The 21,253-nt window shown below is 71.1% G+C and carries 14 protein-coding genes; 10 read left to right on the top strand and 4 right to left on the bottom strand.

Annotated features, from left to right (window positions below):
• Window positions 1-8 precede the first annotated feature (8 nt).
• From ElP_RS31890 to ElP_RS31850, 9 genes are all read left to right on the top strand, one after another.
• Window positions 9-2,810, top strand: coding sequence for an ABC transporter permease (locus ElP_RS31890; RefSeq protein WP_145277186.1), 2,802 nt, complete (start codon window positions 9-11; stop codon window positions 2,808-2,810).
• Window positions 2,807-4,315, top strand: a complete 1,509-nt coding sequence (locus ElP_RS31885; RefSeq protein WP_145277184.1) for a hypothetical protein — start codon at window positions 2,807-2,809, stop codon at window positions 4,313-4,315. Before ElP_RS31890 ends, ElP_RS31885 begins: the two co-directional genes overlap by 4 nt.
• 281 nt (window positions 4,316-4,596) lie before the next feature.
• Window positions 4,597-5,451, top strand: a complete 855-nt coding sequence (locus ElP_RS31880) for a menaquinone biosynthesis family protein (protein WP_145277182.1) — start codon at window positions 4,597-4,599, stop codon at window positions 5,449-5,451.
• Window positions 5,452-5,521: 70 nt separating this feature from the next.
• On the top strand, window positions 5,522-6,058 hold the full coding sequence (locus ElP_RS31875) for a hypothetical protein (protein ID WP_145277180.1): 537 nt from the start codon (window positions 5,522-5,524) through the stop codon (window positions 6,056-6,058).
• Between the two features lie 120 nt (window positions 6,059-6,178).
• Window positions 6,179-6,643, top strand: coding sequence for a hypothetical protein (locus ElP_RS31870; RefSeq protein ID WP_145277178.1), 465 nt, complete (start codon window positions 6,179-6,181; stop codon window positions 6,641-6,643).
• Between the two features lie 158 nt (window positions 6,644-6,801).
• Entirely contained in the window at window positions 6,802-9,624 is a 2,823-nt protein-coding gene (acnA, locus tag ElP_RS31865; protein WP_145277176.1) for an aconitate hydratase, read from the top strand.
• Between the two features lie 397 nt (window positions 9,625-10,021).
• On the top strand, window positions 10,022-11,035 hold the full coding sequence (gene pdhA, locus ElP_RS31860) for a pyruvate dehydrogenase (acetyl-transferring) E1 component subunit alpha (RefSeq protein WP_145277174.1): 1,014 nt from the start codon (window positions 10,022-10,024) through the stop codon (window positions 11,033-11,035).
• 8 nt (window positions 11,036-11,043) lie between these two features.
• Window positions 11,044-12,024 (top strand): pyruvate dehydrogenase complex E1 component subunit beta, encoded by a 981-nt coding sequence (locus ElP_RS31855; RefSeq protein ID WP_145277172.1) that lies wholly within the window; start codon window positions 11,044-11,046, stop codon window positions 12,022-12,024.
• Between the two features lie 148 nt (window positions 12,025-12,172).
• A complete protein-coding gene (locus ElP_RS31850) occupies window positions 12,173-13,546 on the top strand; it encodes a dihydrolipoamide acetyltransferase family protein (protein ID WP_145277170.1) in 1,374 nt (457 codons plus the stop codon).
• A gap of 99 nt (window positions 13,547-13,645) precedes the next feature.
• Here ElP_RS31850 and ElP_RS31845 read toward each other — a convergent pair whose 3' ends face one another.
• Complete coding sequence (locus tag ElP_RS31845; RefSeq protein ID WP_197446534.1) at window positions 13,646-15,589, bottom strand: glycosyltransferase; 1,944 nt, start codon at window positions 15,587-15,589, stop codon at window positions 13,646-13,648.
• A gap of 76 nt (window positions 15,590-15,665) precedes the next feature.
• Window positions 15,666-16,964, bottom strand: coding sequence for an HlyD family secretion protein (locus ElP_RS31840; RefSeq protein WP_145277167.1), 1,299 nt, complete (start codon window positions 16,962-16,964; stop codon window positions 15,666-15,668).
• Window positions 16,965-17,471: 507 nt separating this feature from the next.
• On the opposite strand from ElP_RS31840, the gene lpdA (ElP_RS31835) reads away from it, so the two are divergent.
• Window positions 17,472-18,860, top strand: a complete 1,389-nt coding sequence (gene lpdA / locus ElP_RS31835) for a dihydrolipoyl dehydrogenase (RefSeq protein ID WP_145277165.1) — start codon at window positions 17,472-17,474, stop codon at window positions 18,858-18,860.
• A 36-nt stretch (window positions 18,861-18,896) separates the two neighbouring features.
• On the opposite strand, the gene ElP_RS31830 is transcribed toward lpdA (ElP_RS31835), so the two are convergent.
• Both ElP_RS31830 and lpdA (ElP_RS31825) read right to left on the bottom strand, forming a co-directional pair.
• Complete coding sequence (locus ElP_RS31830; RefSeq protein WP_145277164.1) at window positions 18,897-19,688, bottom strand: DUF4058 family protein; 792 nt, start codon at window positions 19,686-19,688, stop codon at window positions 18,897-18,899.
• A 76-nt stretch (window positions 19,689-19,764) separates the two neighbouring features.
• Window positions 19,765-21,171, bottom strand: a complete 1,407-nt coding sequence (gene lpdA, locus ElP_RS31825; RefSeq protein WP_145277162.1) for a dihydrolipoyl dehydrogenase — start codon at window positions 21,169-21,171, stop codon at window positions 19,765-19,767.
• Between the last annotated feature and the right edge of the window lie 82 nt (window positions 21,172-21,253).

Raw genomic sequence — 21,253 nt, 5'->3', positions numbered from 1 at the left:
CCCCAGCGATGTCCGCGCTGAGTCTCTTCCTGCTGCTCTGCTGGGCGCAGACCGGCGACCAGGCCCCCGAGGCCTCCTCGCCGGATCCGGCGGCCTCCCCGTCCCCGCAGCCGGCCGCCGCCGCGCCGGTTGCCCTCGACACCCCGGCCGCGGCGGCCCCCGGAGGCGCCCCGGCCCCCGCGGCCGGGGGTGGCGACGCCGCCCCGCCGCCCGCCGGGGGGCCGGTCGTCCAGCAATCGGCCGTGATGGCCGAGCAATTGGCCCCCTGGCAGAGCTGGGTGCTGTTGATCGGCGACCCGATCCGCACGGCGCCGGTCTGGTGGGGTCCGATCCTCAGCTGGATCAAGATCATCTCGCTGGCCGGCCTGCTGGGCTGGGTCGGCGCCTGGGCGGTCTCCTCGCTGCGGGGCCGTCGGCCCGCCTCGTTCACCGTCGGCGGGGCCCGGCCGCTGGACGCGGCGCTCCTGCTGGCGATCATCGTCGGCATCGGCTGCGTGTTCGTCCGGGTGGCGCAGGGCTCCGGGCAGATGCCGGAGGCCTACGTCCTGGGCGTGGCGGTGGCGTCGCTGGTGGGGATGATCTGCTTGCTGGTCGGCCTCGCCTGGCTGGAGGTGCTGCTCTGGTCGGGGATCCGCCGCGAGCGCCGCACCGGCGACCTCGTCGTGCTGCTGGGCATCCACCTGGCGCTGCTGGCGGCGGTGGGGCTGTCGGCGAGCCTGCCGGCGTCGGCGATCCCGTACCTCGCCGCCGGGCTCGGATTCCCGCCCGACACCGCGGTGGTCACCCCGGACGGCGGGCTGACCTCCGCCGGCACGGTGGCGCTGGTGCTGACCTCGGTGCGGATGGCGCTGACGTTCATGGGCTTCGCGGTCCTCGCCCGGATCGCCCAGCTGGTGATCCGGGAAGTGGCCTCGGTCCGCCCGCGTCGGCTCTACGCGATGGGCAAATTCAGCTGGGTGGAGTCGTTCCGCAAGACCCGGATCCCCTGGGCCGTGCTGGCGATCTTCCTGCTGATCCTGGCCTTCACCCACTGGTTCCTCCAGCCGCCGGACTCCCAGCGCGAGGCCGAGCTGAGCCGGCTGTACGTCGGCACGCTGATGCTGCTCTCGTCGATCCTGCTGACCCTGATGGTCGCCATCCTGACGCCGATCACCCTGCCCAACGACATCCGGTTCCAGACGATCTACACGGTCGTCACGAAGCCGGTGCGCCGGCTGGAGGTGGTCTGGGGCCGGATGCTCGGCTTCATGGCGGTGGTCACGGTGCTGATCCTCGCCCTGGGGGGCATCAGCCTGATCTACCTGGACCGCAACGTCGGCGGCCGGGTGGACGAGCTCCGCGAGGAGCTGGCCGCGGCCCGGGAGGCCGGGCTGACCAACAAGGCCGAGCAGCTGGAGGCGCAGCTCGACCAGCTGCAGACCCGGATGTCGGCCCGCCTGCCGGTCGACGGCTCCCTGACGTTCATCGACTCGGTCGGCGAGCCCCGGATCAAGGGGATCGACGTCGGCCAGGAGCTGGAGATCCGCAGCTTCGTCGAGGGGGCCACCCAGGCCGAGGCGAGCTGGCTCTTCGGCCCGATCGTCCCGCACCCGGTCGACCGGCTGTTCCCGAACCGCCCGGGGCTGCCCTTCCCCATGGTCTCCAAGCCGATCCCCGTCGACCTGCTGCTGGAGCGGGGCACCATCGAGTACTTGGCCAACGAGATCTACGAGCTCGCCTACCAGAAGGCCGAGGAGGAGGCGGGCAAGCAGGGGGCCGAGCCCGGCGAGCTGTCCCGGATCAACGCCCGGGTCGCCCGGCTGGACGAGCAGATCGGCGGCCTGGCCGCCCAGCACCAGGAGATGGTCGGCCGCTACGTCGAGCTGACCGACCGGGCCGCCGCCGCCGAGGACGAGGCCGAGGCCGCCCGGCTCCGGGCCGAGGCCGACGACCTGAGGTCGCCCGACGTGCCCGTGCAGATGACCTTCACCGTCTACCGGACCACCAAGGGCCGCCCCGGGGAGCCGGTCTACGCCTCGATCCAGGTCGCGCACCCGTTCTCGACCGAGGCCCCGATGTTCCCCAGCGACCCGCGGCCCCAGCCGCTGCTGATCGACCCGCTGGCCTCCCAGTTCGGCGGCGGGCCCAACCCGCTGGTCGGCGACCTGGTCTACAGCGACACCTTCGACGTGAAGGAGTACTACACCAACAAGTGGTCCTTCCCGGCGCAGAAGCTCGTCGGCAGCCAGGGCTACCTGACGATCCAGGTCCAGTGCCTCAGCCCCACCCAGTACCTCGGCATGGCCGAGGGGGACCTGTTCGTCGTCGCCAGCCAGGGCTCGTTCCTGGTCAACTACATGAGGGGCCTGGCCGGCATCTGGCTGCAGGCGATGGTGCTGACGGCCATCGGCGTCTGGGCCGGCACGTTTTTGAGCTGGCCGGTGGCGCTGCTGATCACCGTCTTCTTCTTCGCCGCCGGGGAGATCTTCTTCCCGATCCTCAACCAGCTGGCCACCGGCCAGATGGTGGGCGGGGGGCCGTTCGAGTCGATGATCCGGATGATCTCGCACCAGAACCAGATGAGCGAGCTGGACGCCACGCTCGGCGTGATCCTGGCCAAGTCGCTCGACTCGATCGTGGTGCCGATCATGTCGCTGCTCATCTTCATCGTCCCCAACTTCTCGGCCATGGACCTGTCGAACCTCGTGGCCGACGGCTTCGCGATCCGCTGGTCGACGCTGGGGGCGAACGTGCTGCTGGCGCTGGCCTACGCGCTGCCGTTCTCGATCGCCGGCTATTTCATCCTGAAGAACCGCGAGGTGGCCGCATGAGCACGCTCTCGATCCGGTCCAAGCAGATCCTCTACGGCTCCCTGATCGTCGGCATCTTCGCGCTGATGGTCCCCTACGGCTCCTGGCTGCAGCGCCAGAAGGCCGAGCGGGACCTGGGGGAGGCGACCGTCGGCCAGGTCGACACCGGCAGCTTCATGCTCAAGCTGGCGATGATCGGCGGGGCGCGCGGCGTCGTCGCCAACGCCCTCTGGATGCAGGCCCAAGAGCTGCAGCGGCTCCAGGAGTGGGACCTGCTGAAGACGAAGGTCGACTTCATCACCAAGCTCCAGCCGCACTTCCTCTCCATCTGGACCTTCCAGGGCTGGAACCTCGCGTACAACGTCTCGGTCGAGTGGGACGACCCGGCCGACAAGTACGTCTGGATCAAGAACGGCATCAACTTCCTCCGGGACGGGGTCGAGAACAACCCCAAGAGCCCGGACCTGGTCTGGGACACCGCCTGGACCTACTACCACAAGCTCGGCTTCGCCGACGAGGCGATCATCCTCCGCCAGCTCTTCCACGACGACGAGGACGAGGCCTTCCAGACCGACCCGATCGACAACCGCTCCTACGACGACAACTTCAAGGTCGCCCGGGGCTGGTTCGAGCTGGCCGTGGACAAGGCCGACGAGTATCAGCGCCTGGCCACCGAGCTGGAGGCGCCGGTCGAGTTCGTCGACCCGGTCGAGAACCGCAAGGGACGCCCCGGCGACCTGGCCTTCCGGACCATGCCCGCCCACGCCCAGACCCGCTACGCCGCGGCCCTGGAGAAGCGGAGCAAGGTGGCCGTGCCCGCCCAGTTCGGCGAGAAGGCCCGCCGGGAGTGGGAGCTGGCCGAGGACGAGTGGCTGACGTTCGGCGAGTACGAGTTCCGCTCCCCCAACGCCCTCCGCATCCAGGGGGAGCTGGTCGCGCAGCCGATCCGCATCGGCGACGTCCTCGACCCCGAGTTGATCACCCGGCTGAAGGCCAACACCCAGGAATGGGCCGACCTGCTCAGCCGGTACGAGGACAAGGACATCCGCGAGGTCACGCCCGAGGAGGCCGAGAACCTCACCGACAACAAGATGGCCTGGACCACCCGCTGGGCCGACCAGAATAACTTCCGCTACTGGGTCGAGCGCTGCCGGGCCGAGATGCAGCCCGACGGCGTCCGCGCCCGGCAGTTGTTCTACGAGGGCTACCTCGCCTACCTCAACGCCGACTTCCCCAAGGCCGCCGACCTCTACCTCGAGGGGCTGCAGCTCTGGGAGTCGCTGCTGGAGGATTACCCCACCTACCGCAACGACGACCTGAACCGCAAGGACACCGGGCAGACGGTCGTCCGCTACGCCGAGGCCCTCCGCCAGGCCGGGCGCGAGGTGGACCCCGAGCAGATCCCCTTCGGCGAGCTGATCCAGGAGGCCGAGCTCGACCCGATGCTCGACCCCTTCGACGCGCTCGACATGCTCGGCCCCCTCGGCGACGAGCCCGCCGCCGCCCCCGAGCCGACGACCGACTGATCCCGCGCCGATCGGCACCCCCGATCGACCCCAGGCCGCCGCCCCCGGCCTCCACCCCCCGGGTGGACCGGGGGGGCGGCCTTGTCTATTCTTAGGAGTCATGGGACGGCCGACGGCCGACGGCGAACGACCGATCGGGGGGGCGTGAAGGCCGGGCGGATGGCCGCGACCGTCCTCGACGGCCGACCGCCTGCGACCCGCATCGACCGATTGCCATCCCCCGGACTGGACCGGACCGAACCTGACCCCGCCCCACGCCCCGCCCGAGGCCCCCGCAGCCCATGAGTACCGAAGGCCGGCGGACGATCCGAGTCGGACACAGCCCCGACTCCGACGACGCCTTCATGTTCTACGCCCTGGCCCACGAGAAGCTCGACACGGGCGACCTGCACTTCGTCCACCAGCTCGAGGACATCGAGACCCTCAACAGACGCGCCCTGGAGGGCGAGCTGGAGGTCTCCGCCGTCAGCATCCACGCCTATTCCCACCTGGCGGACCGGTACGCCCTGCTCGCTTCCGGCTCCAGCATGGGGGACCGCTACGGCCCCAAGCTCATCGCCCGGGAGCCCATGACGCTCGATGATCTCCGGGAGCGGAAGCCCACGATCGCCGTCCCCGGCACCTTGACGACGGCCTACCTCACGCTCCAGATCTGCCTGGGCAAGGACGTGCCCGTCGAGGTCGTCCCGTTCGACCGGATCATCCCGGCGGTCCTGGAGGGGAAGGTCGACGTCGGCCTCATCATCCACGAGGGCCAGCTCTACTATCCCGACCACGACCTCCACCTGGTCGCCGACCTCGGCGAGTGGTGGTACGGCGAGACCGGCCTCCCGCTCCCCCTGGGCGGCAACGTCGTGCGTCGGGACCTGGGGCAGGAGACCGTCGAGCGCGTCGCCCGCCTGCTCAAGCAGAGCATCCAGTACGCCCTGGACCACCGCCAGGAGGCGCTCGACTACGCCCTGACCTACGCCCGGGGGCTCGACCCCAAGCTCGCCGACCGCTTCGTCGGCATGTACGTCAACGAGTGGACCGTTGACTACGGCGAGCGGGGTCGGGAGGCCGTCCGCACCCTGCTCAAGCGGGCCGAGGAGCTGGGCCTCGTCCCCGGCCCGGTCGACGTCCGGTTCGTCGGCTGAACGACCGGATCGGCTCGGACGGGCAGCGGTGGCGAGGCGGCCGGAGTCGGGACAACCAGGAGCACGTCTCATGATGATTTCCCGATGGATTGACCGTCTCGCCCCGCCGTCGATCCTCATCGCCTCCCTTTCGCTGCTCGGCCCGGCCTACTCGACGGCCCGGGGCCAGTGGCTCGTCTCCCCCGGTTGGGAGTACGGCTATGGCACCCCCTTCGGCGGCTACGGCTATGGATTCGGGCCGACCTATGCCGGGGTCGGCTACGGGGTGGGTGCCCCCTTCGGCGGCTTCCCGGGATACGGCCACGGGTATGGGATTTACCCGGGCGCCTTTTCCGTCCTGAACCAGCCCGACATTCGGTCTGGCCTGGCCTACAACGCCCTGGCGACCGGCCGGGCCTCTCACTACGCCTACCCCGACGGTCCCTTCGGCGGCTACGGCGTCGGCCCGTATGGTTATGCCGGGGCCGCGTATTCCAACCCATACTTCGCCAGCGGGCTGACCCCCCTGGCGGTGCAGGCGGCCAGGGATGAGCTGCTGCTCCGGAGGGCCGGACAGCCGATCCGGTTCCAGATCCAGCTGCCTCCCCGGGCCGGGCCGGTCGACTGATCGATCCGCCCCGCTCCACGGCGCGCGAGGTGCATTGAGTCCCCGGCAACGGCCCCGGGGATCGGCGTGGTCCCCGATGCGGTCGACCGCCCCGATGCCCCAGCTCGCGAGGCCCTGCCGATGATGCCCATCGAATCGCTCCCCCGGCCGACGCTCCTCGTCGCCCTGCTCCTCGTCGCCTCACCCCTCGTCGGCTGCGGGAAGGACGCCGCTCAACGCCAGGAGGACGCCGGGCTCAGAGATGCGGGACGGGCCTCGCAAGACGAGGCAGGAGTGGTGGCGGGGCTCGAGCGCCTTCCGTCCACGGACGACGGCGACCCTCGGCCGAGCGGCACCTACCTCGACCCCGAAATGCCCGACGCCGAGGTCTCCGCCCCCGCCCCCAACGTCGACCTCCCCGGCCTGGAGGGGAACACCGACGCCCGGGGGGCCGCCGGCGCCGCCAACGCCCGGGGGGCCGCCGTCGACGCCTCCTCCTCCCCCGCCGAGGCCGCCGAGCTGGGCACCGCCCCCGAGGGGGCCGTCCGGGATCCGGGATCCGACGACCCCTCCGCCGACGCGACCGTCGACGCCGACTCCCCCTGAGCCGATCGATCGGCCAGTCATGGGGCCCCGGCCCCGGGAGCCTCGCCACGGGCCCGGGGGGCTCCGATCTGGGAGCCCACGGGGCGGAATTGGTATGATGGGGGGAACTTGTGCCCCGGACGACCCGGCATGGTCCCCCTCGAACAGGTTGCCCCACGATGGCCGACAGCTTCCAGAGCCGAGCCTCCCTCCAGGTCGACGGCCGCTCGTATCAGATCTACCGCCTCGATTGCCTCTCCGGCCGGGGGGTCGACCTGGCCCGGCTGCCGTTCTCGCTGAAAATCCTGCTGGAGAACCTGCTCCGTTGCGAGGACGGCGTCACCGTCACCGCCGACGACGTGTTGAAGCTCGCCAATTGGGACCCGAAGGCCGAGCCGACCGACGAGATCGCCTTCCGGCCGGCCCGGGTGCTGATGCAGGACTTCACCGGGGTGCCCGCCATCGTGGACCTGGCCGCGATGCGGGACGCCATGGCCCGGCTCGGCGGCGACCCGAAGCGGATCAACCCGCTGCAGCCGGCCGAGTTGGTGATCGACCACTCGGTCCAGGTCGACGAGGCCGGCTCCGCCCTGGCGCTCCTGAAGAACACCGAGCTGGAGTACCAGCGGAACCAGGAACGCTACGCCTTCCTCCGGTGGGGTCAGAAGGGGTTCGACAACTTCCGGGTCGTGCCCCCGGAGACGGGGATCGTCCATCAGGTGAACCTGGAGTACCTCGCCCGGGTCGTCTTCACCCGGGAGGAGGACGGCACCCCGGTCGCCTACCCCGACACGCTCGTGGGCACCGATTCGCACACGACGATGATCAACGGCCTCGGCGTGCTCGGCTGGGGCGTCGGCGGCATCGAGGCCGAGGCGGCGATGCTCGGCCAGCCGGTCTCGATGCTCGTGCCGCAGGTCATCGGCTTCAAGCTCTCCGGCAGGCTGCCCGAGGGGGCGACGGCCACCGACCTCGTGCTGACGGTGACGCAGATGCTCCGCCGTCGCGGCGTGGTCGGCAAGTTCGTCGAGTTCTTCGGCGACGGCCTCGATCACCTGCCCCTAGCCGACCGCGCCACCATCGCCAACATGGCCCCCGAGTACGGCGCCACCTGCGGCATCTTCCCGATCGACGCCGAGACGCTCCGCTACCTCGAGCTTTCCGGCCGGCCCGCGGATCAGATCGCGCTGGTCGAGGCGTACGCCCGGGAGCAGGGGATGTACCGGGCCACCGGGGCTCCGGAGCCGAGCTTCACCGACGTGATGGATCTGGACCTCTCGACGGTCGAGCCGAGCCTCGCCGGCCCGAAGCGGCCGCAGGACCGGGTGACCCTTGGCGAGGTGAAGGCGGGCTTCGCCCACGTCCTCTCGCAATTGATCAAGGGCTCGGACAAGGCCCAGGCCGCCGAGCTGGCCCGGCAGACCGGCGGCAAGGCGACCACCGACCCCAAGGCCGAGGACCGGCTGGAGACCGAAGGGGGTGGTGGTGTCGCCCCCGGTGCCGAGGATCCGCACGCGCCGGCCGCAGAGTCGCACCCGTTGACCAACGGCCGCGGCTCGATCACGCACGGCTCGGTCGTCATCGCCGCCATCACCAGCTGCACGAACACCTCGAACCCCTCGGTGATGATCGGCGCCGGGCTGCTGGCGAAGAAGGCGGTCGGGCGCGGCCTGAAGGCCAAGCCCTGGGTGAAGGCGAGCCTCGCCCCCGGCTCCAAGGTGGTGACCGATTACCTGGACGACTCGGGCCTGAGCGCCTCGTTGGACGCCCTCGGCTTCAACACCGTCGGCTACGGCTGCACGACATGCATCGGCAACTCCGGCCCGCTCTCGAAGGAGATCACGCAGGCGATCCACGAGGACGACTTGGTGACCGTCTCCGTGCTCTCGGGCAATCGGAACTTCGAGGGGCGGATCAACTCGGAGGTGAAGGCCAACTACCTCGCCTCGCCGCCGCTGGTCGTCGCCTACGCCCTGGCCGGGACGATCGACATCGACCTGACCCGCGAGCCGCTCGGCACCGGGGAAGACGGCACGCCGGTCTACCTCAAGGACATCTGGCCGACGCAGAAGGACGTCCAGGAGACGATCCTCAAGTCCGTCCGCTCCGAGATGTACCGCCGCAAGTACGCCGAGGTCTTCCAGGGCGACGAGCGCTGGCGCTCCCTGCCCACCCCCGAGGGCGACCTCTACGAGTGGGACGACGCCTCGACCTATGTGAAGAACCCGCCCTATTTCCTCGGGATGGGCATCGAGCCGGAGCCGGTGCAGGAGATCGAGGGCGCCCGGGTGCTCGCCCTGCTGGGCGACAGCATCACGACCGACCACATCTCGCCGGCCGGCTCGATCAAGGTGCAGAGCCCGGCCGGGCAGTACCTCCGCGAGCGCGGGGTCGAGCCGGCCGACTTCAACTCCTACGGCTCCCGCCGCGGGAACCACGAGGTGATGGTCCGCGGCACGTTCGCCAACGTCCGGCTCCGGAACCAGATGGCGCCGGGGACCGAGGGGGGATTCACCCGGATGCTTCCCGAGGGGGACGTCACGACGATCTTCGAGGCCTCGGAGGAATACGCCCGGCGGGGCGTCCCGCTGATCATCCTCGCCGGCAAGGAATACGGCTCCGGATCCTCCCGGGACTGGGCCGCCAAGGGGCCGAAGCTGCTGGGCGTCCGCGCCGTGATCGCCGAGAGCTTCGAGCGGATCCATCGCTCCAATCTCGTCGGCATGGGGATTCTCCCCCTCCAGTTCGGCGCCGGCGACGACCCCAAGTCGCTCGGCCTGACCGGCGAGGAGGCCTTCGCGATCGAGGGCCTCAAGGCGGTGCTCGATTCCGGGTTCGCCTCCGGCCGGCAGGTCGAGGTGATCGCCACCTCGGACGACGGCGCGACGACGAGGTTCCCGGCGACCGTCCGGATCGACACGCCTCAGGAGATCAAGTACTATGAGCACGGCGGGATCCTCTCCTACGTGCTCCGGCAGCTCCTGAAGGGCGCCCGGGGCTGATCGAGGGGGCCCCCGCCTCGCCGATCGCCCGGTCCTCCGGAGGACCGCATCGTCTCGCGTCGAATCGGCCCGCCGCCGGCCCCGTCGATCGCCCGGGGCCGGCCCCGGTCCCGGCCCTCTCGCCCGGGGCCGGGCGGGCGTTCCGCACCGCCGGTCGACCGACGCACCCGCCGCCTCGACTGGCAGGGATGCCCCGCGATTGAGTAGAATCGCTCGCGTATTGCTATCGATCATCCGCCGCCGGCCGGCGTTGCGCGGCCGGGCCCCCTCCGCCGGCCGGGCCGCCTCCCCGGCCGAGGCCGCCCCCGGGCCCGGGCCGTCCCTCCCCCCCTCGCCGCCGTCGGACCCCTCGCCCCGATCATCCTCCGGACCCGAGACCGAGCAGGAGCTGGCAGACATGGCCCACGCGCAGACCGAAGCCAAGCCCATCGTCGACCGCGAGCAGGCCCTCGACTGGCTCCGCCAGATGCTGGTGATCCGGCGCTTCGAAGAACGCTCGGCCATGCTCTACCAGCGCCAGAAGATCGGCGGCTTCTGCCACCTCTACAGCGGCCAGGAGGCCTGCGCCGTCGGCTCCATCGGCGTCCTCCGGGAGGACGACTACGTCATCACCGCCTACCGCGACCACGGCCACGCCCTCGCCCGGGGGATGGAACCGAGGGCCGGCATGGCCGAGATGCTCGGCAAGGCCTCGGGCTGCTCCAAGGGCAAGGGCGGCTCGATGCACTTCTTCCAGGCCAATCGGAATTTCATGGGCGGGCACGCCATCGTCGGCAGCCACATCCCCCTCGCCGCCGGCATGGCCTTCGCCAGCAAGTACCGGGGCGACGACCGGGTCACCATCTGCTTCTTCGGCGACGGGGCCATGGACCAGGGGGCCCTGCACGAGGCCTTCAACATGGCCGGCCTCTGGAAGCTGCCGGTCATCTACGTCGTCGAGAACAACCTGATGTCGATGGGCACCCACCTGCATCGCCATTCCGCGGTGCTGGATCTGACCCAGCGGGGCGGGCCCCCCTACGGCTTCTCCGCCAGCGTCGCCGTGGACGCCAACGACATCGAGGCCATGGCCGAGACCACCCTGGAGGCCGCCAACCGCGCCCGGGCCGGCGAGGGGCCCACCTTCATCGAGGCCAAGACCTACCGCTACCGCGGCCACTCGATGAGCGACCCGATGAAGTACCGCACCGCCGAGGAGCTGGAGAAGGCCCGCGAGCGCGACCCGATCGCGCTGTACGAGGTCGTCCTTCGCGAGCGCGGCTGGGTCGACGACGAGGGCCTCGAACTGATGCAGGCCGAGGTCAAGGAGCTGATCGACGAGGCCATCGCCCACGCCGAGGAGGCCCCCGAGCCGGGCCTCGACGAGATCTACACCGACATCACCGTCTCCCCCCACATCCCCCAGGAGTGACCCGGACGATGGCCGTCATCCAGTACCGAGAGGCCCTGAACCAGGCCATGTCCGAGGAGATGGAGCGGGACGACCGCGTCTTCCTCATGGGCGAGGAGGTCGCCGAATACCAGGGCGCCTACAAGGTCAGCCAGGGGATGCTCGACCGCTTCGGCGCCCGCCGGATCGTCGACTCGCCGATCTCCGAGAACGGCTTCGCCGGCATCGGCATCGGGGCCGCCATGGTCGGGCTGCGGCCGATCATCGAGTTCATGACCTTCAGCTTCAGCTACGTCGCCTTCGACCAATTGGTCAACAACGCCGCGAACATGCGCTACATGTCCGGCGGCCAGTTCAGCGTGCCGATCGTCTTCCGGGGGAACTCGGGGATCGCCGGCAACCTCGGCGCCACCCACTCCCACCGCCCCGAGGCGCTCTTCTCCCACTTCCCCGGGCTGAAGGTGATGATGCCCAGCACCCCCGCCGACGCCAAGGGGATGCTCAAGGCCGCCATCCGGGACGACGACCCCGTCATCTTCATCGAGCACGAGAACCTGCTCGGCGACAAGGGCGAGGTCCCCGACGACCCCGACTTCGTCGTCCCGATCGGCCAGGCCGACGTCAAGCGAGAAGGCTCCGACGTCACGATCCTCACCTACTCCCGGTCGGTCATGACCAGCCTCAAGGCCGCCGACAAACTGGCCGAGGAAGACGTCAGCGTCGAGGTCGTCGACCTCCGCACCCTCCGCCCGCTGGACATGGACACCATCCTCGCCTCGATCACGAAGACCAACCGCTGCGTGTTCGTCGAGGAGGACTGGTACTACTGCGGCATCGGCGCCGGGGTCGCCGACCGGATCTACCGCGCCGCCTTCGACGAGCTGGACGCCCCCATCCAGCGGGTCGCCGCCAAGGACGCCCCGATCCCCTACAACCGCACGCTCGAACTCGACATCCTGCCGAACGTGGAGCGGGTGGTCGAGGCGGTCAACAGCGTCCTCTATCGCTGAGCCGAGCCGGGGAGCCCCGGCCCGACGACCCATCCATCCGGGGCCCCCGGCGGTCGAGCGCCTCGCCGACTGCCGGGGGCCGCGTGCCTTGAATCCTCGACCCATCCCGACCCCATCGCCGACCGCCTGCCTCCCCGGAGCGACACCGATGCCCGTTGAAGTGACGATGGCCAAGCTCAGCCCGACGATGGAGAGCGGGCAGCTCGTGAAGTGGAACGTCAAGGTCGGCGACCCGGTCAAGGAGGGGGACGTCCTCGCCGAGATCCAGACGGACAAGGCCGTCATGCCGATGGAGTCGTTCGACGACGGCACCGTCGCCCTGCTCGACGTGCAGGAGGGGGACGAGGTCGCCGTCGGCCAGCGCGTGCTCGTGCTGGCCGGGAAGGGGGAGGACCCCTCCCAGCTCGCCGAGCAGATGAAGGGCGGTTCCGCCAAGGCCGAGGCCGCCCCGGCCGAGAAGAAGGAAGAGCCGGTCGCGGCCGGTGCCGCGGCCGGGACCGGTGCCGCCCCGGGGGCAGGGGCCCAGGGGGCCTCCGGCGGGCCCGACTACGGCCACTCCACCGGCTCCGCGACCAACGGCCAGCAGGGCGGCAACGGAAATGGCGCCGCCGCCCACGGCGGCCGGATCCGGTCCAGCCCGCTGGCCCGCAAGATCGCCGAGTCCAAGGGGATCGACCTCGCCCAGGTCGACGGCTCCGGCCCCAATGGCCGGATCATCCGCAGCGACGTCGAGGCCTTCCTCCAGAACCGGGGAGCCGCCCCGGCCGCCGCCCCCTCGGGAGACGGCGGTGCCGGGACCGCACCGAAGATGCCCGTCGCCGCCAGTCCGGCGCGGGAGACCCGACGCGTCCCGCACTCCCGGATGCGCAAGACGATCGCCCAGCGGATGCTCCAGGCGAAGCAGGCGGCCCCGGAGATCCACGTCACGGCCGACATCCGGATGGACCAGATCGTCAGCCTCCGGGAGCGGCTCAACGCCCAGCTCTCCAAGCAGAAGGTCAAGCTCTCCGTCGGCGACTTCGTCACCAAGGCCGTGGCGATGTCCCTCCGGGCGCACCCCGGCCTGAACGCGACCTACGAGGCCGACCACATGGTCCTGCACGGCCAGGTCAACGTCGGCATCGCCGTCGCCCTGGACGGCGGCCTGATCGTCCCCGTGCTGCCGGACGCCGACCGGCTCGGCCTGGTCGAGATCCGCCAGGGCACCCTGGCCCTGGCCGAGGCCGCCCGGGGCAACACGCTGACGCCCCAGCAGATGATGGGCTCGACCTTCACCATCTCCAACCTCGGCATGTACGGCGTCAAGCAGTTCGACGCCATCCTGAACATGCCCGAGGTCGGCATCCTCGCCGTCGGCGCCACCGAGCCCCGGCCGGTCGTCGAGGACGGGCAGCTCGTCGCCGGCCAGGTCATGACCGTCACCCTCACCGCCGACCACCGGGCGGTCGACGGCGCCATGGCCGCCGAGTTCGTCCGCACGCTCAAGGGCTTCCTCGAGGAGCCGGCGTCGATGCTGCTCTGAGTCGGCGTCGGCCCGCCGGCTCGCGATCGCCGAGGGGGGCGGGCCCGCCCCCCCCGGCCCGCCCCCCGTGCCTCGATCGGCCCCGGGGCGATCCCCCGGTCACCCGAGGCATCGGGCTACCAGCCGCCGGGTGAGCCGGGCGGGGGAGAGGGGGGCCCGCTTCGCGTCGACGCCGACGGAGTAGATCCACTGCAGCACGGCGTCCCGCTGCCGGTCGTCGGCCAGGTCGAACCGGATGCCGAGGCAGTCGCCGTCGTCCCGGACCACCGCGGCCCGGATCGGGTCCACCCCGCTCGGGTGCAGCCGGAGCGAGTCCGGGGCGGCCCGGTCGCCCGGCCAGGAGAGCCGGGCGCCGCCGACGGAGACGTCGAGCAGGCCGGCCGTGGCCCAGGTCCCGTTGTCCCCCTCGCAGATGATCCGGGCGTCGGTCCGGTAGCGTTCGGCCGTCCGCCGTCGGCCCCGGTCCCGGCCGGCCAGGATGGCCAGCACCAGGGCGCAGGCGTTCCCGGCCGAGAAGAACAGGGCCGCCGTCCGGTGCTCCGGGTCGGAGACGACCTGGGTCTCGGGCCGGGCATTGATGAGCAGGCCGAGCATCGTCAGCCCTAGCAGGGTGAGCGCCAGCCCCCGGGCGAAGCCGTCCACGCCCTGCCCGGCCCCGCTCCCCTTGGGGGTCACCCGGAACGGCTCGCCGAAGGGCTTGATCAGGGTCGAGAGGATCGTCGGCACCAGCCGGAAGCTCAACAGGAGCGAGAACCCCGTCGACAGCAGCGGCAGGTACCTCCCCCCGGAGAGCCAGATCATCGGTCCCGTCAGCGCGGCGAGCACCGGGAGCTGGTAGTCGATCAGTTCCGACACGTCGGCCCCCACCAGCGGCGAGAGGCCCGTCCACAGGTAGACGATCGGCACCAGCACGCCGAAGAGCCGGACGGGGGTCTGCACCAGCCAGTCGATCGGGAAGAAGAAGAGCCGTTGCAGCGGGGTCAGGCCCGGCCCGAGCACGCCCTCCTTCAGGAACATCAGCTGGATCCCCCCCCGGCACCACCGCTGCCGCTGCACGAACATCCCCTTCACGCTCTCCGGCGACAGCCCGAAGGCCAGCGGCTCGTTCAGGAACCGGGTGATGTAGCCCTTCCGGAGCAGCAACAGCGAGGAGAGGATGTCCTCCGTCACCGACCCCGTCGGCACGTTGCCGATCTCCGCCAGGGCCGACCGCCGCTGCACGCTGGCCGACCCGCAGCAGAAGGCGCAGTCCCAGGCGTCCCGGCTCGGCTGGACCGTGTCGAAGAACAGCCGCTGCTCGTTGGGGGACTGGTCCCCCAGCCCCAGGTTCATCTCGAAGATGTCGGCGTTGAGGAAGTGGTGGGGCAGCTGGACGATGGCGACCTTCGGGTCCTCGAAGAAGCCGACCGTCCGCATCAGCAAGTCGCGTCGGGGGGCGAAGTCGGCGTCGAGCACCACGAACAGCTCGGCGTCGGTCACCGCCAGGGCGTGGTTGATGTTGCCGGCCTTGGCGTGCGCGTTGTCGGGGCGGGTGATGTAGCCCACCCCCTTCGCCTCGCAGAAGTCGCGCAGCCAGGGGCGTCGGCCGTCGTCGAGCACCCAGACGTCGAAGTTCGGGTAGTCCAGCCCCCGGGCGGCGAGGATCGGCCCCTCCAGCACCTCGATCCCCTCGTTGTAGGTGCAGAGGAACACGTCCACCCTTGGCAGGGCGGAGGGGGACGACCGCCGGAGCCTCCATTCGTGACGGTCAGCCTCGGCGGAGTGGTCGCTGGTGCGGGTCAGCATCAGATACGTGACGGCGCAGTTGAAGATCGCCGCCAGCTCGAAGAGGAAGACGGACCAGATCCAGAGCCCTCCCCGGGTCGTCGGGTCGGCCGGCCGGACCGTCTCGGAGAACCGCCAGCCCAGGTACCGGGCGGCCACGAGCATGCCCATCGCCACGACCAGGGACCGGGCCCAAGTCCGCTGACGGGGCAGCGAAGGCAGGATCGCCACGCAGACCCCGATCACCAGCAGGACGGCCGCCCACTCGGATCCGGGCATCGGTGTCATCGTCGTCATCGTCGTCGGCCCTCGATCGGGGACCCCGTCCCGGCGGCCCTCGGCCCGCTCCGGCCCCTCATCGCCGCACCCAGACGATCGCGGGCACGCCGATGTGATGCCGGTCCGCCAGGTCGCCCGACTCGGGCTGCACCTCCAGCTCGACGACCGCCCGGAAGGTGCCGGGGGGGACCGAGTCACGCTCGGCGCCGCCGATCCTCCTGGGGTCGATCGCCCGGGGGTCGGACACCCGGACGACCCGGCCGGGCAGGATCCGGGTCGAGCCGACGAGCCGGGCCTCGACCGCCGTCCCCGGCCGGACCCGGCCCGCGTCGGCCTCCTTGAAGAACGCCTCGATGCCCAGGAGGGCCGGGTCGACGACCTCGACCGCCGTCGCGCCCGGCTCGACCTCGACGCCCGTCGCCAGGGAGGAGGACCAGACCAGGCCCCCGATCGGGGAGACGACCTCGTGTCGGCCGTCGGCCAGGTGCTCCCGCTCGGCGTCGAGCCGGGCCCCCAGCTCGACGAGCCGGCCGTCCAGCTCGCCGAGCCGGGCCCGGAGCCCGGCCTGCTGCAGCATGATCTCGTCGCAACGCTGCAACGACGCGACCCGGTCCTGCCCGCCGTCGGCCTCCCCCACGAACAGGCCCCGTCGGGCGGCGTCGAGCTGGAGCCGTTGCCGCTCCCGGGCCTGCCGGGCCACCTCCAGCTCGTCCCTCGCCACGGCCAGGGCGAGCCCGGCCCGGGCCCGCTCGACGTCCGACGAGGCGGCCCGGCTCGCCAGTTGGCCGTGCACCCGGCACTCGAACTCCGCCTCCTCCAGCCGGGACTCCGCCGCGGCGACCTGGGAGTCCTGCTCGGCCAGGAGCGTCTCGGCCCGGCCGATCCGGGCCTCCCGGTAGGCGTCGAAGTGCGTCCCGAGCGTGGCCTTCAGCGCGTCCAGCTCGTCGAGCTGGGCCCTCAGGGCGTCGGCGGCCAGGCGGACCGACTCCCGCTCGGCCTCGATCTGCCCCGAGGGTCGGAGGTCCGGCGATCCCTCCCGCACCTCGAAGAGCGTCTGTCCCGGCGAGACCGGGTCGCCGACCTCCGGCGGGGTCCCGACGACCACGCCCGGCTGGTAGACCCGGACGGTCGCCAGCGGGGCCGTCACCGAGGCCTGGACGCTGGTCCGGTACAGGACCGACGGCAGGACGAGGTAGGCGGCCTCGGCGAGCATCGCCCCGCCGATCGACCAGCGGAGCAGCCGGCTCCACCCCCTGCCCCGGGGGGGGGCGCTCGGGGAGGGGGCCGACGCCGGGCTGATCGCCTTCGGCGGGCTCGACTCCCGGGTCGTCGGCCGGGCCTGGCTCGGTTCGAGGAGGATTCGGGTCGCGTCCATCGGCATCGGTCGGCTGCGTCGCCGCCCTTCCTGGGGGTGATTGAACGGAACTCGACGGGCCCCGGCCTGGCCTTGCGGCCCCGCCCGGCCATGTCGCCCGGGGGGGACGTCGGGCCTCGAATCGGCCCGGGGCGCCCGACTCCCTGAAGCGTAGTCCACGATCCGGGCGCCCGGCCTCGTCGCCGGGAACGGACGACTCCGCCCTCCGGCCGGGACGGGGCGTCGTCTGTACGGCGGCGGCCCCGATCGTCACAATGGGAGGGGAGGACGCGGCCGGGGGGAGGCGACGCACGGCCCCGGCGCACTGAGACGAATCGAGCGGCCCCCGGCCGATCGCCCCGAGGACGGCGGGCGGCGCGGGGGCCCGAGCGTCGATCCCCGGCGCCTGCCGGCCCCGCCCCACCCCCGCCTCGCGTCCCGGCCCGAGCCGACGGGGAGGGGGCGATCGGCCCCCGTCCCCTCCCCGCGATCAACGACCTCCCACCGAACCGACTGAGACGTGCATTCATGGCCAATGACTACGAGATCCTCGTCATCGGCGGCGGCCCCGCCGGCTACGCCGGAGCCATCCGGGCCGCCCAGCTCGGCAAGAAGGTCCTCTGCGTCGAGCAGGACAAGCTCGGCGGCATCTGCCTGAACTGGGGCTGCATCCCGACCAAGGCCCTGCTCACCAACGCCCACGTCGTCGAGCTGATCAGCAACCACGGCCCGAGCTTCGGCTTCACCGGGCAGGCCGGCTGGGACTTCTCCCAGATGGTCAAGCGCAGCCGAGACGTGACCACCAAGATGAACAAGGGGATCGAGGGCCTCTTCCGCAAGTACAAGGTCGGCCACCAGCAGGGGACCGCCAAGGTCGTCGGCCCGAACGCCGTGCAGGTCGACGGCAAGACGATCACGGCCGACTCGATCATCCTCGCCACGGGCGTCCACCCGAAGGCCCTCCCCGGGGCCCCGTTCGACGGCAAGGCGATCATCTCGTCGAAGGAGGCGATGGCCCCGCAGGCCCAGCCGAAGTCGATGCTGATCGTCGGCGCCGGGGCGATCGGCTGCGAATTCGCCTACTTCTACAACGCGATCGGCACCAAGGTCACGATCGTCGAGATGCTCGACCGCCTCCTGCCGATCGAGGACGAGGAGGTCTCCCAGACCCTCCGCAAGAGCTTCGAGAAGCGCGGGATGACCGTCCTCACCGGCTCCAAGACCGCCAAGGTCGAGAAGACCGATGCCGGCGTGAAGGCGACGATCGAGACCCCCAAGGGCACGCAGCAGGTCGAGGCCGAGGTGATGCTCGTCGCCATCGGCGTCGAGGGGAACATCCAGGGCCTCTGGGACGAGTCCAGGGTCAAGATCGAGACCTTCAAGGGCCACATCAAGGCCGACCCCAAGGACGGCTACGTCACCAGCGTGCCGAGCATCTATGCCGTCGGCGACGTGATCGGCCCCCCCTGGCTGGCCCACGTGGCCCACCACGAGGCGACCTGCTGCGTCGAGCGGCTCTGCGGCGTCTCCGACCGCACGGTCGACTACGACAACGTCCCCGGCTGCACCTACACCGAGCCGGGCGTGGCCAGCGTCGGCCTGACGGAGAAGCAGGCCAGGGAGTCGGGCCGGCCCATCCGGATCGGCAAGTTCCCCTTCATCGCCAGCGGCCGGGCCGTGGCGGCCGACGAGCCGGAGGGGTTCGTCAAGCTGATCTTCGACAAGGAGCTGGGGGAGCTCCTCGGCGCCCACATCATCGGCGCCAACGCCACCGAGCTGATCGCCGAGCTGGTCATGGCCCGCAAGCTGGAGGCGACCCAGGAGGAGATCCTCCACGCCATGCACCCCCACCCCACCTTCTCCGAGGCCGTCATGGAGGCCGCCGGGCAGGGGCTGGGGGAGTCGGTCCACCTCTGATCGGCCCATTCCGATCACCGGGGCCGTCGGCCGGCCTCAGGCCCTTCGGGCGGCCGCCCGACGCTCGTCGAACCAGCCGCGGTCAGCCTCCGAGGGGGGGGCCGGCGGCGGATCATCGTACGGCAGGGCCGACTCGTACCGGCCCTGCTCGAAGGCGGTCGTGAAGGCCGCCTGGAGGTCGAGGACCACGTCGGGGTCGGGGGCCAGTAGAGGCACGGGGAGCCTTGGCAAGGGCCATCGGATCGGCCAGGCGAAGACCTCGCAGATCGGCCTACGCCCGGCCCGGGAGAGCATCGCGTAATAATCGCCCTTCGGCAGGGGGGCGGCCGCCGGCAGGCGCCGGCCCTTGCGCAGCAGGTCTAGCTCCAGCAGGTGGACCGGCTGCGCAAGGATCGCCTGCCGGTTGAGCAGGTAGGCGCCCCGGTCGTCACCCGCCTTGTTCGAGGGGGAGAGGAGCTCGATCACCGTGACCAGCGTCCGATCGGGCCGCTTGAGGATTTTAATGAGGCGCTGTCGCCTCCGGCCGACCCGCAGTGGGACCGCCACAGGCACCAGGGTCAATTCTGGCGGCGCCACGGCGACGGCCGGCCCCTCCCCCGGGACCGGACGGTCCGGATCCCGGAGCACGGCCACGTCCGGCTCCACCCGCTTCGGGCTATCCCCCGACGGGCCGGCGAGGCTCAGCCGCTCGTCGATCCGGGCCTCATAGCCCGGTGGCAGGCGATCGAAAATTGCGTTTCGCAGACAGACCAGGAACCCTGCGTGGAAGTCCGACCAGAAGGCCGGTGATTCCAGGTACGGGTCCATCCCGGGGAACGGCGAGGGCATGGGTCGGCCTCCGTCGGGGAGGCCCGGGGGGCGAGGTGCTGCCCCGGGCCATCGGGACCGTCCGGTCGACGACCAATCAGCAGTTGATCGTCCGCTTGTCGACCGCCAGGGCGGCCTCCTTGAGCGTCTCGGAGAGCGTGGGGTGGCCGTGGCAGATCCGGGCGATGTCCTCGGCGCTGCCGGCGAAATCCATCACCGCGACCGCCTCGGCGATCATGTCCGAGGCCCTCGGCCCGATGATGTGCACGCCGAGCACCCGGTCGGTCCTGGCGTCGGCGATCACCTTGACGATGCCGTCCTTCTCGTCCATCGCCTTGGCCCGGCCGTTGGCGATGAAGGGGGCCTTGCCGACCCTGTAGTCGAGGCCACGCTCCTTCACCTGTTCTTCCGTCAGCCCCACGCCGGCGACCTCCGGCCAGGTGTAGATGACGCTCGGGATCGTCTCGTAGTTGATGTGGCCCGGCTTGCCGGCCAGCAGCTCGGCGAAGGCTACGCCCTCCTCCTCGGCCTTGTGCGCCAGCATCGGGCCGGAGATCACGTCGCCGAGGGCGTAGATCGACGGCACCGTGGTGCGGAAGTGGACGTCGACGGTGACCTTGCCCGCCTTCGGGTCGTGCTCGACGCCGACGGCCTCCAGCCCCAGCCCCTCGACGTACCCCTTCCGGCCGACCGAGACGAGCACCTTGTCGCAGTCGAGGGCCAGCGTCTCCCCGCCCTTCGACTCGGCCGAGAGGCGGACCCGTCCGCCCTCCACCTCGGCCCCGGTGACCTTGGTCTCCAGCTTGAACTCGATCCCCTGCTTCTGGAGCACCTTGAAGAGCTGATTGCCCAGCTCATGGTCGACGATCGGCACGATCCGGGGCAGGAACTCGACGACGGTGACCTTCGCGCCGAGCCGCTTCCAAACCGAACCCAGCTCCAGGCCGATGTACCCGCCGCCGACCACGACCAGGTGCTCCGGCACCCGGTCGAAGGCCAGGGCCCCGGTCGAGTCGACGATCGTCGACCCGTCGAACTTCAGGAACGGCAGCTCGATCGGCACGCTGCCGGTGGCGATCAGGATGGCCTTCGCCTCGATCGCCCGCTCGCCGCCGTCGTTAAGCGAAACGCGAACCGAATCGGGCCCGGTGATCGTCGCCGAGCCGAAGACGGGCTCGACCTTGTTCTTGCGGAACAGGCCGCCGACCCCCTGGGTCAGCTCCTTCACCACCTGGTCCTTCCGGCCCATCATCGCGCCCAGGTCCAGGCCGACGCCTTCGAGCTTGATCCCGTGCCGGCCGAACCGGTGGGAGGCCAGCTCGTACAGCTCGCTGGAGTCGAGCAGGGCCTTGCTCGGGATGCAGCCGACGTTCAGGCAGGTGCCGCCGAGCGTGGCCCGCTTCTCGACGCAGGCCACCTTCATCCCCAGCTGCGCCGCCCGGATCGCGGCCACGTAGCCGCCGGGGCCGGCGCCGATGACGACCAGATCGTAACGGTCCGACACTGCTGGTCCTTTCGAGTGTGGAGTCGCCAGGAGGCGGTAGGCGGGACGGGGGGCGAGTCGGGGGGAGGGCGGCGGCAGTCGG

The organism is Tautonia plasticadhaerens (genome assembly GCF_007752535.1).
Lineage (GTDB): Bacteria > Planctomycetota > Planctomycetia > Isosphaerales > Isosphaeraceae > Tautonia > Tautonia plasticadhaerens.
Note: the sequence above shows the minus strand (reverse complement) of the source record. Positions and strands in the feature narration are given on the sequence as shown.